We start from the raw sequence: 12,955 nt of genomic DNA, 5'->3' as shown, positions 1-12,955 counted from the left end.
AGGTGTGCAGCACCCAAACGTTCAGTACAACATCTTGCGTGCGGCCAAATTGGCAATCGACGTGCTGGCTTCTTTGAGCGAGGCCACGACTTTGTCGGGGTTGCTCAGCACGGCGTCGAAGGTGGGAAACGTTTGCGCGGTGTAGGCATGGTCCCAGCCAGCGTCTAAGGGCTTCCAGCCAGTCGCCAAATAACCTTGGTAGAGGGTGCGGGTCTTGTCTTTGTTGAGCAGTGTCACGCGGGTGGTGATGGTGGGGGCGTAGGCTTTGACGTCACGCAAAAACACAAAACCCATCACCGTGGGCGCCACCACCAGCACCGCATCGGCCTTGGATTGGATGTCTGCAAACTTGAGCGAATAGCCTTGGTTGGACTGCACCCAGGGCCCATCTTGCACCGTCACTTGGTAGCCTGCTTGGCGCAGCTGGCTGGCAAGTTGGGTGGTCAGCTCCGTTGAGAAAGAAAAGTTTTTGCGCTTGAGCATCTCGGTCAGCTGGCCTTGCTGGCGCTGTGAATCGCTGACCTTGACTTCGATGTCCATCGTGGTGAATACAAACCCTGGGTCTGCAAACTTCATCACCGAGTAAGCCCAAGGTTCGCGCGGTGCAATCAGCGCGATGCTTTTGACGCCTTCCAGCGCAGTGGCAGATTTGTCCACTTTGGGCATGGAGGAGGAGCAGCCTGTCAGGAAGGCAAGACAGGCGATGCAAGCAAGGGCAGAGGCGATTTTTTTCATGGCGAAGAAGGGTTCGGAGTTAATTCAATAGTACTGCATTTGTTTGCGGTCAGAATTCACCTCATATGCACTATTTTCCCTCTCACTTGGGCCGACTGGCCGCTACCTGTTTGGCCGTGGCATCCCTGCACCTGGCGTGCCTGGCGCAGACATCGTTTCCCAACCGCGTCATCAAAGTCATCGTGCCGGTCACACCAGGCGGCGGGGCAGACATGGTGGCGCGCATGGTGACCGACAAAATGTCGCACGCGTTGGGCACCTCCATCATCATCGACAACAAAGCCGGTGCTTCAGGCTCGTTGGCTGCACTCGAGGTGGCGCGCGCCGCACCCGACGGCTACACCTTGATGCAATGCTTTGTGGCCACGCACAGCACCAACCCTGCCGTGCTCAAGCTCAAGTACGACCCGATTGCCGACTTCACGCCCGTGGGCATGATGGCGCGCACTTCCAACGTGCTGGTGGTGGGTGACAAAAACAAGGCCAAAACCCTGCCCGAGTTTTTGGCCTTGGCCCGCAGCAAGCCCGGCGCCATGAGCTACTCGTCGGCCGGCAGTGGCTCGGCCACCCACCTCATCATGGAGTACCTGGAAAACCAAGCCAAAGTGGGCTTGGTGCATGTGCCCTACAAAGGCGCGGCACCCGCCATTCAAGACCTGTTGGGTGGCCAGGTCGACGCCATGTTCCCCAGCCTCACCACCGCCTTGCCCTACATCAAGGCCGGCAAGTTGCGGGCACTGGCCGTGGCTTCTCCCAAGCGAGACCCGCTGCTGCCTGAGGTGCCCACCGTGGCAGAGATGGGGTTTGCGGGTTTCAGTGCCATCCAGTGGTGGGGCTTGTGTGCCCCTGCTAAAACGCCTGAGCCTGTGGTGGCCAAACTCAACAAAGCCCTCAACGATGCCTTGGCCCAACCCGACATCAGCAAACGCTTGGGCGACATGGCCGCCGAACCCACCCCCATCACCCCTCAGCAGTTTGAAGAGTTTTTAAAAACCGAAGTGACCAAGTGGTCCAAGTTGGTCAAAGACGTCAACCTTCAAATAGAGCAATGATCCAACTCTTCTTTCTTCCATGACCAGCTCCCTTGCACCCACACGCATGCCCGCCATGTATTTGCCGCATGGCGGCGGTCCTTCCTTCTTCATGCAAGGCGAGCGCAAAGCGCGTTACCAAGCCACCGAAGATTTTTTGCGCAGCATCCGCGAGCGCTTGCCCGAAACCCCCAAGGCCATCCTCATCGTCACCGCGCATTGGGAGACTGCGGTGCCGAGCTTCACCGGGGGCGCACATCCTGAGCTGATTTACGACTACTACGGCTTCCCGCCCGAGACCTATGCCCTGCAATACCCCGCATCAGGCCAGCCCAAGTTGGCTGCACAAGCCGCAGATCTGCTGCAACAAGCAGGCTTCCCTGCGCTGGTCGATGCCGACTACGGCTGGGACCACGGCGTGTTTGTGCCCTTGAAGGTGATGTTTCCTCAGGCCGATGTGCCGGTGGTGGCCATGTCCTTGCACCACAGCCTCGACCCGGCGCTGCATTGCCATTTGGGTCAGGCTTTGCAAGCCTTGCGTGAGGACGGTGTGTTGGTGGTGGGCAGTGGCATGAGCTTTCACAACCTGCGTCAATTCAGCGAGGGCGGGCCTGCATCGCTGGCGTTTCACAACTGGCTCGATGTGGCCCTCGATGGCGATTGGCAACACCGCACCCAACACCTCTCGCAGTGGGCGAACGCCCCCGGCGGGCGTGCTTCACACCCGCGTGAGGAGCACCTCATCCCTTTGATGGTGGCCAGTGGTGCTGGCAGTGATGCGCCGGCTCAAAAAATGTGGTCTGGCAGGGTGGGGCCCACCCATCTGGCGGGTTGGATGTTTGCGTGATGCGGCCTGGGCGGATGCCCTAGGCTTGGTCTTGCATCAACGCGTTGCGGTAGGTGTGCGTGCCGTCAAATCGGCTTTGCAGGTATTCGCCAGAAATCATCGGCGCATGCTTGGGGCTTTCACCGGGTTGCAAGCAGGTGGCCAATGTCTCAATCTTCAAATGGTAGGGCGGCGTGACAAACAGCGGGATGGAGTAGCGGTGTGTGTTGGCTGGGTTGATCACGCGATGCGGGTTGGACACATACCGGTCATTGGTCCAGATCGAGAGCAAGTCCGCCAGATTGACCACCAGGTGGTTGTCGGGAATGGTGACGTCAATCCAATCGCCCTCTCTGGGTTTGACTTGCAGGCCACCCACGCCATCGTCTGACAACACGGTGATGGTGCCGTAATCGGTGTGCGCGCCGCACCCAATGCGGCCATCTTCGGTGTTGACGCGACTCTCAGGTGGGTAATGCAACATCCGCAGGTTCAACAGCGGATAGCCGGGCAAGTCTTCAAAAAAATTGGCATCCAAACGCAACGCCATGGCAATGCCGCGCTGGATGCGACGGGCCGCTTCATACACCTCGTCAAAGTAGGCTTGCCAGGCTTCACGAAATCCCGGCAACTCTGGCAACTGGTTGGGGCCGTGCAACGGCGTGCCTGCCAAAACTTCAGGATGGTTCGGCCCGTCTTCGGTGCCCGAATCAATCGACTCCTTCATATCCCCTGCGCCGTAGGTTGTGCCCAAGGCCTCGTTGGCCAAAGCGCCTTCCAGATTTTCAAGACCCATCCCCACATAGCCCCGGTGTACCGAGCTCTTGCCAATTGCGATCTTTTCTTTTTCTGCGGCGGGCAAGTCGAAAAACTCTTTCATCTTGGCCAGCAAATTGGCTTTGGTTTGGGGGGCCACACCGTGCCCTGTGACCAACAGAAAGCCGATGTTTTTGCAGGTGTCGTCGATGGTTTGACCCACCGACAGGGCCGCTGCGGTGTTGTAAGACAAGCCCGTGGCCAGACTTGACACGTCGATGGTGGGAATGGAGGGTGCTGATGAAGTGGGCATGGTTCGGATACTCACGGGCGTGGCAGTTGTGCTTGAGAAAACATTTGAAACCGAGGCTCAATATTAGGCGTTAAAGCGCTTGCGGTTTTGATCCGGGTCAAGTGATGCGAATAGGCTTGCCCCCGTTGCTGTTGCACGAGATCCAGATACTTCTTGTGCGATCCCGATAACTCAGTTACATTACATGGGTTGCAGCAATTTTGCTAGCTCATGTTGCAGCCAAGTTCGATCTGAGTAGCGGTACTCCCAACACCGCACACCTCCACCACCCCTGACCATCAGGGACCCACTGGTGGTCTGACTTTCTCCCTAGGCAAGCTTTTACTGGTGACCTTTACACCGTCGCCAACGATCATGTTTCGTTGTACTTTTCAACGGCATGAATCCGGACGCTGAGCGCCCGAACATCATTGGTTTTCATGTCATTAGCTTCTTCACATCCGTTTGCCTCAGGCAATTTCCGGATCACACCGCTCAGTCGGTCACACGACGCGGGTCATCACTCGGCCGTTCTCTCCATCCGCAGGGGTGAGGGATCGCAGACGAATGACCGCATTTACACCTTCAAACCTGAATTCAAATGTCAGGACAGCGCGCTGATGTATGCAGCCGCACAAGGTCGCAACTGGTTGATCAATCCCAGCTCGCTGGCTTGAATCCTCCACTCCCTGTTTTTAACCTGCGCCCAACGCAATCGCAAGGCGCGTTTTTTTGAAAGACTCAAAATGAGTAGCAAACTTTATGTCGGCAATCTGACCTATTCGGTTCGTGATGACGATCTCGTCCAACAATTCTCTGCCTTTGGCCAAGTGCAATCTGCCAAGGTGATGATGGAACGTGACACCGGTCGCTCCAAAGGCTTTGGCTTTGTCGAAATGTCCAACAGCCAAGAAGCCGAGGCAGCCATCCAAGGCCTGCACGGCAAGAACATGGGTGGCCGTGATCTGACTGTGAACATCGCCCGCCCAATGGAAGCACGCCCGCCCCGTAGCGGTGGCTACGGCGGAGGTTACGAAGGTAACCGCGGCGGCAACTATTAAAGCTTGAACGTCGATTCAGAAAAGCCAGCGTCACTGCTGGTTTTTTTTTGCATCGATGTCGCGTAGTCGACGCGTGAGGTTGAGGGCTTGGTCATGGTGTTGATTTTGATTTTGCCTTTACCTTTTAGGCAGGCCGCTCAACATGGCGCTGAATGCTTAGCCACGCATCAACCCCATCGTGGCCTGAAACAACGCACTCTGCGCATCCATCCAGTCGAGCACGATGTTGAAGTGGTTGCGCTCTTGCGCTTCGTGCCACGTCACCGCATTGCCTTGCGCACGGCATGCAGCAGCGTAGTCATGTGACTGGCGTTTGAATTCATCGGTGTCGTGCTCGGCCACCGCCACATGCAGCGGCACTTGTGGGTGGGGCAGGTGGTGCATGGGGCTCAAGGCGAGGGTGTCTGCGTCGCTCAGCTTGAGCCAGGTGTTGGGCACGCAGCGTTGCACAGGTTCCAGGTCGTACAGGCCGCTGAGCAACACGCCACCACACAATGCGTGGGGAGCCAAACCGTGTTCAGCTTGCCAAGCGGGTGCAAGCAGCATGGCCGCCAAGTGCGCCCCGGCTGAGCTGCCCGACAGCACGGTGCGTTGCGGGGCCACGCCATGGGCTGTGGCGTCTTTGAGCAACCAAGTCACGGCGCGTTGGCATTGGGTCACGATCTGCGCCAGCGTGGCTTGGGGTGCCAAGGTGTAGTTGATGGACGCCACCGCCACGCCGTGTGCCGTGAACTGCTGCGCCATGAACACCGAGTCTTGGCTGTGCAAAGCACGCCAGTAGCCGCCATGGATGAACACCAACAAAGGGGCCTCGGGATGGCCTGCCACCGGAAAGAGGTCGAGGGTTTCGTCGGGCCCACTGCCATAGGCCACATCACGCACGCAGGGCGTGAGCTGGTACATCGGGGACGATGCATCGCGGTAGGCTTGGAGTTCCACCGCAATGTCGGGCACGGTGCCTCGCGCGTCGTATTGGCGTTCTAACTCGGCCTGCGGCCAACTGCGCCAATCAGACACCGAGGCTGTCCTTGAGGTCGTGCCGTGCCGCCATCAGGCTGTCGGAGCTGCCGTGCCAAATGGTTTGGCCTTTTTCCAGGATGTAGTGGGTGTCTGCCAAGCGCATCAGGGGCACCAGGTTTTTGTCGATCACCAGCACCGACAAGCCCGAGGTCTTGAGGGTGTGCAAACAGTGCCAAATCTCGGCGCGCACCAGCGGAGCCAGGCCCTCGGTGGCTTCGTCCAAGATCAGCAAGCGTGGGTTGGTCATCAGCGCACGGCCAATGGCCAGCATTTGTTGTTCGCCGCCCGACAAATTCGACCCCAAGTTGCCTGCGCGTTCTTTGAGGCGCGGGAACAACTGGTACACACGCTCCAGCGTCCACGGCTCGCGTTGGTTCAAGCGGTTGTGGGCCGTGGCCACCAGGTTTTCATAGACCGTGAGGTTGGCAAACACTTGGCGTTGTTCGGGCACCAGGCCAATGCCTAGGCGGGCAATTTGGTGTGAGGGAAGACGGGTGATGTCTTGGCCCGCAAACACAATGCGCCCTTGGCGCGGCGTCATGATGCCCATGACCGAACGCACGGTGGTGGTTTTGCCCATGCCGTTGCGCCCAAGCAGGGTGACAAATTCGCCCTCGGCCACCGACAGGCTGGCACCAAACAGGGCTTGGGCGTCGCCATAGCAGGTCTCCAGGTCGTGCGCTTGCAGCAAGGCGGTGGTGCTCATGCGGGCAGCTCCTCATCGCCCAAATAGGCGGTGCGCACATCGGGGTGTTGGCGAATGTCTTCGGGTTTGCCGCTGGCAATGATGGCGCCGTTGACCAACACCGAGATGGTGTCGGCCAAGGCAAACACGGCTTGCATGTCGTGCTCCACCAGCAACAGGGTGTAGCGGCCTTTGAGGGCGGCCAGCAAGTCGACCACCTTCATCGACTCTTGGTGGCTCATGCCTGCCATGGGTTCGTCCAGCAGCAGCACCTGGGGTTGACCCACCAGCACCATGGCCAGTTCCAACTGACGGCGCTCGCCGTGGGCCAGCTCAGACACGCGCTGCGTGATGCGGTGGCTCAGGCCCGCTTGGGCAATGGCGTGTTCGGCTGGGTCGACCAACTGTGTGCGTTGCAGCAGGGCACGCCACGAACCAAAGCTGTGACCCGCATGCGCTTGTTTGGCCAAGGCCACGCATTCGAGCACGGTGAACTCTGGAAAAGCCGACGAAATTTGGTACGAACGGGCCAGGCCTCGTAACGCACGGTCTGCCGCGGGCAGGTGGGTCACGCACTCGCCTTGCAACAACACATCGCCGCTGTCGGGGCGCAGCTCGCCACCGAGTTGGCCAATGAGGGTGGTTTTGCCCGCACCGTTGGGGCCAATGATGGCGTGCAGTTCGCCTGGTGCCAGGGTCAGGCTCACGTGGTCGGTGGCCAGTAAACCGCCATAGCGTTTGACCAAGGCCTGTGTGTGCAGCGGTGCTGTCAGGTGCGCGCTCATGCCGACGCTCCGCTTGACGCATCACGAGACGCCTGACGCGACGCGTGGCGGGCATCCCAATCGAGTGCCAGGCCATACAAGCCTCGGCGTGCCAGCAGCACCACCAACACAATGAAGGGGCCTAGGATGATGGGCCAGTGCTCGGTCAAGCCCTTGAGCAGTTCTTCGCAGCCCAGCAGCGCCAAGGCACCCACCAAGGGGCCCAGCACCGTGCCCATGCCGCCCAGCACCACCATCACAATCAGTTCGCCCGAGACCGTCCAGGCCAAGTAGGCCGGCGAGGCATAGCCCGTGAGGTTGGCGTACAAAAAGCCCGCCACGCCCGCGATCACGCACGACAGCACGTAGGCACTGAGCTTGTATCGCAAGGTGTGAAAACCCAAGGCATTCATGCGCCGCTCGTTCATGCGGCAGGCTTGCAGCACCATGCCAAAGGGCGCGTGCACCAAGTGCTGCGTCCACACCACCACCGCCAGCACACAGGCAAACGCGCTGTAGTAAAGCGTGAGCGGCGCGCCCATGTCCAGGCCCAGCAATTGGCTGCGCAGCGAGATCGACAAACCGTCGTCGCCGCCGTACTGCTTGAGGCTGACAAACAGGTAATAAAACATTTGGGCAAACGCCAGCGTGATCATGATGAAGCCAATGCCACTGGTGCGCAGCGACACCCAGCCCGTGGCCACACCCACCACAGCGCACAGCACCACGGTGATCAGCAATTGCAGCGCGCCGTTGTCCACGCCGTGGCTGGCCAAGATGCCCACGCTGTAGGCGCCCAGGCCCAGGTACAGGGCATGGCCAAAACTCACCATGCCACCAAAGCCCAGCACGAGGTTCAAACTCAAAGCGGCCAAGGCCAGCACCAAGGCACGGGTTGAAAAGGTCAGCAAGAACGGCTCATCCACCCACCGTGCATACAGAGGCAAGACCGCCAGCACCAGCAACAAGCCCGTGGTGATGACCAGAGACAGGCGTGTTTTCATGTGTTTTTCACCGGGAACAAGCCCTGCGGGCGCAAGGCCAACACGGTGGCCATGAAGATGCAGGTCAACATCGATGCAATGGCGGGGCCCGCCGCTTGGGCGCTGCTGCGGTCGATGAACTCGCGCAGCAACAGGGGCAAGAAGGCGCGGCCTGCGGTGTCAATCACGCCCACCATCAAGGCCGCATAAAACGCGCCTTGCACCGAGCCAATGCCACCGATCACGATGACGATCATGACCAAAATCAAAATCGGTTCACCCATGCCGGGTTGCACCGACAAGATGGGGCTGCTCATCAAGCCCGCCAAGCCTGCCAGCGCGCCGCCGAGCGAAAACACCAAGGCGTTGAGCAAGCGGATGTTCACGCCCAAGGCCGCCACCATGGTGGGGTTGAGCGAGCCCGCACGAATCAGCATGCCCACCCGCGTTTTGGCAATCAACAAATAACAACCCAGCGCCGCGATCAACCCCGCGCTGATGATGGCAAAGCGGTACATGGGGTACATGACGCCCAAGATGTCGATCGTGCCCGACAAGGCGGGCGGCACGTTCATGTACGAGGGCGACGCGCCCCACACCCAACGTGCCAGCTCATTGAAAAACAAAATCAAACCAAAGGTGGCCAACACATGGTCCAGGTGGTCGCGCGTGTACAAGCGCCGTGCCACCACCCACTCCAGCAGCGCGGCCAACACACCCCCGCCCAGCACCGCGGCCACACCGGCGGCCACAAACGAGTCGGTGGCCGCGTACACGGTGGCCGCAAAGTAGGCGCCCATCATGTACAAGCAGCCGTGCGCCAGGTTGACGAAGCTCATGATGCCAAACACCAGCGTCAAGCCGGCCGACAGCATGAACAACAGCACGCCGAGTTGCAGGCCGTTGAGGAGTTGGATGAAAAACAGCGACGACGTCATGCGTTCAGGCCAAGACGCGTCGAAGTAGTTGGCGCCGTGTGCAAACCCATCAGTTCATGGCGCACTGGCTGGCGTGTGGATCGGCGTGGTCTTTGAGCACCACACCTTTGTTCACAAACGCAGCTTGACCGCTGCTGTCCTTGGCCACATCCACGCGGTAGAAGTTGCGGATGGGGAACTGGTTGTTGTTGAACCGGAAGGGACCTGCCACCGACTTGAAGTTGGCTTGCTTCATTGCAGCACGGAAGGGCTCGCGGTCCAACTTGCCTTGGGTTTTGAGCAAGGCCGAGTTGATCAACATGGCCGCGTCATAACTTTGCGCGGCATACAGAGACGGCACGCGGTTGTATTTCTTGCGGAAGTCGTCTACAAATTTTTTGTTCTGTGGGTTGTCGATGTCCGGGCTGTAAGGCGAACCGGTGATGACACCCAAGGCAATGTCTTTGAGCGCGGGCAGCGTGGTGCCGTCCACGGTGGAGGCCGACAACAACGGCACCTTGCCCAGCAAACCCGCTTGTTGGTATTGCTTGACGAAGTTCACGCCCATGCCACCTGGGTAAAACACATACACCGCGTCGGGCTTGGCCGCTTGCAGTTGGGCAATTTCAGCCGAGTAGTCGGGTTGGTTGATCTGGGTGTAAATCTCGTCGAGGCCTTCGCCTTTGTATTGAAGCTTGAAGCCCGCCAAAGCGTCTTTGCCGGCTTGGTAGTTGGGCGCCATCAGGTAGACGCGCTTGTAACCTTGCTCACGGGCATAGGCACCCATCGACTCGTGCAGCGAGTCGTTGTTCCAAGACGTTGAGAAGTACATGGGGCTGCAACCCTTGCCCGTGATGGGGGTGGGGCCCGCGTTGGAGCCCACCAAGAACACGCCCGCATCGGTGATGGGCTTGTGCACGGCCATCATGACATTGGAGAACGTCACGCCAGTGATGATGTTCACTTTGTCTTTTTCGATCAGCTTTTTGGCCAACTCCACACCCACATCGGGTTTGAGTTGGTCGTCTTCTTTCAGCACCTGCACTGCGCTGTTGCCCAGCTTGCCGCCCAGGTGTTCGAGCCCCAACATGAAAGCGTCGTATTGGTCTTGACCCAAGGCACCAGCGGGCCCAGACAAGGTGCCCAAGAAACCAATTTTCAGCGGCTGCTGCGCTTGGGCTGCCAGGCCGGTCATGGCCAGGGCGCAAGCGACTGAGAAGGTCTTGACAGAAGTTTTCATCATGGAGGCGTCTCGTGTGGTGGAAGGTTGGAATGGTTGGAGATATTTTAATCTTGAAATAATTTATGGCATCAGGGTTTTCACGAAACTACGTCCGCAAATTTGATGCCAAGTTTGCCAGTCGCGTCCGGTGTGCACGGTGCCGCACTGCGTGCAGGTGCGCTCAGCATCGCTGGTGTCGTAGAACGAGGCAAACGCCTTGGGCAGGTCTTCCACAATGCTTTGCAGTTGCAACTCACGGCTGGCCACCAAGTGCCCGCATTGGGCGCAGTACCACTCAAACACGTCGATCTCTCCCACCGGGCGGTTGCGCTCGATCACGGTGCACAAGCTGCCTGCTTCGGGCCGTTGTGGGGAATGACGCACGAAAGCGGGCAGCAAGAACACATCGCCCTCGCGCAGGTGGATGCGCTCGATCTTGCCGCGGTCGGCAATCAACACCGAGGCATTGCCTTTGAATTGGTGAAAGTACTCTTCAAACGGGTCCACATGAAAGTCGGTGCGTTGGTTGGGACCACCCACCACGGTGCAAATCAGGTCCGAGTTTTTCCAGATCTGCTGGTTGCCCACCGGTGGCTTGAGCAAATGCGCATGCTCATCCACCCAATGGTTGAAGTTCAGCGGCGCGCTGTACAGCGTGGGCGAGGGCGGGTTCTTGAACGAAGGCGTGGAAGACATGGTGCTTACCTTTTGAAGAAATGTTGGAGCCAACGCATGAGGCCCGAAAAACAAGCATAAAAGAAACCGCTGGACACAGGTACCGTCTTCGCGCCGCCCATGACCTGCGTCAAACGCACAAAAAACTGCGCACTCAAACTGCGCGCGCTGGCTTGCAGCAGGCGGTTGCCCAGTTGCGCCAAGCGACCGCTCATGTGGGGTGTGGCGAGCCACACCAAGCGCGTGCCTGGGGCGCCGTTGTCCGAGACTTCGCTGTGCATCTGCACCACCACCGTGGCGCTGCCTTGGCCCAAGCTGCCTGCATCACCAGCCACATACAAATGGCATTCGGTGGGTTCGCCTTGGTCCGGGGTGCGCACCGGCGTGAGTTGTATCTGTGTGACAAAGCGTGCCGACACCGGCCCCAGACCCACCTTCACCACCGCGCTGAAGTGGGTTTCGTCCAGGCGCTGCAGGGCTTCGCACCCTGGAATGCAGGGCTGCAACACCGCCGGGTCGAGCAGGGCGTGCCACACCGAGCGCAGCGGATGCGGCAGGTGGTGACGGCCGGTGATGGCACCCTCGTGTTGAGCCGCTGGCTGTGCCATGGGTGCTGCGATTGGCTGCCTGGGTGTTGAGGCGGTGGTGTGTGCTGAGAGGCTGGCCGATTCGCCTGTGACGGCTGCCACCGCACGGCGGCACAGCACGGCGCTCAAGTGGGCGCGGTAGCGGGCACTGGCGTGCACATCGCTTTGGGCCCAGTCTTCGGGCAAGTGCAAACCATTCAGGGCCTGCACCGACCATTGCGCTTGCAAAGCGGCTTCGGCTTCGGGCCAACGCCGCACACCGTGCCCCAAACCCGTGATGGCCACGCGCACGGGGCTGTGGTGGTGCCCGGTGGCCCGTGTCACGGCCACCCCCACCAGGGCAAAGCGCGAAGCGGGCTGCTCGTACTTGACATATTGGGCGCTGGCGCATGCTGGGAAACGAACGCCCAACAACACCTCACCGGGCTGCAACGCGGTGGTGAACAAGTCGGTGAAAAAAGCGTCCGCAGGCAGTTCGCGCTGGTTGGTCGTGAGCGTGGCGCCACTGGCCAACACCCCGGCTGGCCAACAGGCCGCAGGGTCGTTGTTGGCCAAGGAGCCGCCCAGGGTGCCCACGTTGCGCACTTGTGGGTCTGCAATGCCCGCCGCCAATTGGGCCAGCATGGGGTGGTGGCGTTGCAACTCGGCATCTGCGGCAATGCGCGCATGCGTGACCATGGCTCCGATCCACACATGGTCGTGTTCGCGCTGAAGGTTGTGCAACTCAGGCAGGTCTTGCAGGTCGAGCAAGTGCGAGGGTTGGGTCAGCCCCAAGCGCATGGCGGCGAGCAAGCTTTGTCCACCCGCCAACAGTTGCGCCTGGGGGTGTTGCTGCAGCAAGCGCTCCAGCGCGGTGAGCGATTGCGGGCGCAGGTACTGCACGGATGTCATGGTGCCGTGTCCAGTTGACGCAGCAATTGCAAGCCCTCGCAGACGGCTTTGACAATGCCCTCATACCCGGTGCAGCGGCACAGGTTGCCCGACAGCGCAGCCCGCACCGCATGCTCTTGGGCGGGCACAGCCTCGTTCACCATGGCCAAGGCCCGCATCACAAAACCTGCGGTGCAAAAACCGCACTGCAAGGCATGGTGGCGGGTGAAGCACTGCTGCATCACATGCAGCGCGTGTTCGTTGGGAGCCACGCCTTCGATGGTGGTCACGCTGCGCCCTTGGGTTTGCAGCCCCAAGCGGTTGCAGGACTTCACGGCCAAGCCATCCACCAGCACGGTGCAAGCGCCGCACTGCGCGGTGTCGCAGCCTTGGTGGGTGCCCTTGAGCCCACAGCCATCGCGCAACACATCCAGCAGCCAAGCCGAAGGCGCGACATCCAGCGTGGTGGGCTGGCCGTTGAGTGTGAAGTGCAATGGATGGGTCATGGAGAACGGGATGGCCAAGGTCTTG

The 12,955-nt window shown here is 59.9% G+C and carries 14 protein-coding genes; 3 read left to right on the top strand and 11 right to left on the bottom strand.

Annotated elements, in window-relative coordinates; all coding sequences use genetic code 11:
- Positions 1–21: 21 nt before the first annotated feature.
- Positions 22–666, bottom strand: coding sequence for a hypothetical protein (locus ACKWJN_RS08685; RefSeq protein ID WP_408596046.1), 645 nt, complete (start codon positions 664–666; stop codon positions 22–24).
- 134 nt (positions 667–800) lie between these two features.
- Between ACKWJN_RS08685 and ACKWJN_RS08680 the strand changes: the two genes are divergently transcribed.
- Complete coding sequence (locus ACKWJN_RS08680) at positions 801–1,787, top strand: Bug family tripartite tricarboxylate transporter substrate binding protein (RefSeq protein WP_408596045.1); 987 nt, start codon at positions 801–803, stop codon at positions 1,785–1,787.
- Between the two features lie 19 nt (positions 1,788–1,806).
- Positions 1,807–2,613, top strand: coding sequence for a DODA-type extradiol aromatic ring-opening family dioxygenase (locus ACKWJN_RS08675; protein WP_408596043.1), 807 nt, complete (start codon positions 1,807–1,809; stop codon positions 2,611–2,613).
- Positions 2,614–2,632: 19 nt separating this feature from the next.
- Here the strand turns inward: ACKWJN_RS08675 and ACKWJN_RS08670 are convergent, their stop codons facing one another.
- Positions 2,633–3,661, bottom strand: a complete 1,029-nt coding sequence (locus tag ACKWJN_RS08670) for an isopenicillin N synthase family dioxygenase (RefSeq protein WP_408596041.1) — start codon at positions 3,659–3,661, stop codon at positions 2,633–2,635.
- Between the two features lie 725 nt (positions 3,662–4,386).
- Here ACKWJN_RS08670 and ACKWJN_RS08665 point away from each other — a divergent pair.
- Complete coding sequence (locus ACKWJN_RS08665) at positions 4,387–4,701, top strand: RNA recognition motif domain-containing protein (protein WP_408596039.1); 315 nt, start codon at positions 4,387–4,389, stop codon at positions 4,699–4,701.
- Between the two features lie 156 nt (positions 4,702–4,857).
- Here ACKWJN_RS08665 and ACKWJN_RS08660 read toward each other — a convergent pair whose 3' ends face one another.
- Genes ACKWJN_RS08660 through ACKWJN_RS08620 form a run of 9 tightly spaced genes read right to left on the bottom strand, consistent with a single transcriptional unit; the run spans position 4,858 to position 12,930 of the window.
- Positions 4,858–5,718 carry an alpha/beta hydrolase gene (locus ACKWJN_RS08660; RefSeq protein WP_408596037.1) on the bottom strand — a complete coding sequence of 287 codons (861 nt, stop codon included), beginning with the start codon at positions 5,716–5,718 and terminating at the stop codon, positions 4,858–4,860.
- Complete coding sequence (locus ACKWJN_RS08655) at positions 5,711–6,427, bottom strand: ABC transporter ATP-binding protein (RefSeq protein WP_408596035.1); 717 nt, start codon at positions 6,425–6,427, stop codon at positions 5,711–5,713. The genes ACKWJN_RS08660 and ACKWJN_RS08655 overlap by 8 nt, the downstream gene beginning before the upstream one ends.
- Entirely contained in the window at positions 6,424–7,191 is a 768-nt protein-coding gene (locus ACKWJN_RS08650; RefSeq protein WP_408596033.1) for an ABC transporter ATP-binding protein, read from the bottom strand. Before ACKWJN_RS08650 ends, ACKWJN_RS08655 begins: the two co-directional genes overlap by 4 nt.
- Entirely contained in the window at positions 7,188–8,174 is a 987-nt protein-coding gene (locus ACKWJN_RS08645) for a branched-chain amino acid ABC transporter permease (protein ID WP_408596031.1), read from the bottom strand. The genes ACKWJN_RS08650 and ACKWJN_RS08645 overlap by 4 nt, the downstream gene beginning before the upstream one ends.
- Complete coding sequence (locus ACKWJN_RS08640; RefSeq protein WP_408596029.1) at positions 8,171–9,091, bottom strand: branched-chain amino acid ABC transporter permease; 921 nt, start codon at positions 9,089–9,091, stop codon at positions 8,171–8,173. The genes ACKWJN_RS08645 and ACKWJN_RS08640 overlap by 4 nt, the downstream gene beginning before the upstream one ends.
- 49 nt (positions 9,092–9,140) lie before the next feature.
- Positions 9,141–10,313, bottom strand: a complete 1,173-nt coding sequence (locus ACKWJN_RS08635) for an ABC transporter substrate-binding protein (RefSeq protein WP_408596027.1) — start codon at positions 10,311–10,313, stop codon at positions 9,141–9,143.
- A 60-nt stretch (positions 10,314–10,373) separates the two neighbouring features.
- A complete protein-coding gene (locus ACKWJN_RS08630; protein WP_408596025.1) occupies positions 10,374–10,988 on the bottom strand; it encodes a 3-hydroxyanthranilate 3,4-dioxygenase in 615 nt (204 codons plus the stop codon).
- Positions 10,989–10,993: 5 nt separating this feature from the next.
- The gene (locus ACKWJN_RS08625) at positions 10,994–12,445 is read right to left on the bottom strand and encodes an FAD binding domain-containing protein (RefSeq protein WP_408596023.1); all 1,452 of its coding nucleotides are present in this window, start codon (positions 12,443–12,445) and stop codon (positions 10,994–10,996) included.
- Entirely contained in the window at positions 12,442–12,930 is a 489-nt protein-coding gene (locus ACKWJN_RS08620; RefSeq protein WP_408596022.1) for a (2Fe-2S)-binding protein, read from the bottom strand. Before ACKWJN_RS08620 ends, ACKWJN_RS08625 begins: the two co-directional genes overlap by 4 nt.
- Positions 12,931–12,955 lie beyond the last annotated feature (25 nt).

Source organism: Limnohabitans sp. (assembly GCF_046052825.1).
Classification (GTDB): Bacteria; Pseudomonadota; Gammaproteobacteria; order Burkholderiales; family Burkholderiaceae_C; genus Limnohabitans.
This window is presented reverse-complemented; position numbering and strand designations above follow the sequence as displayed.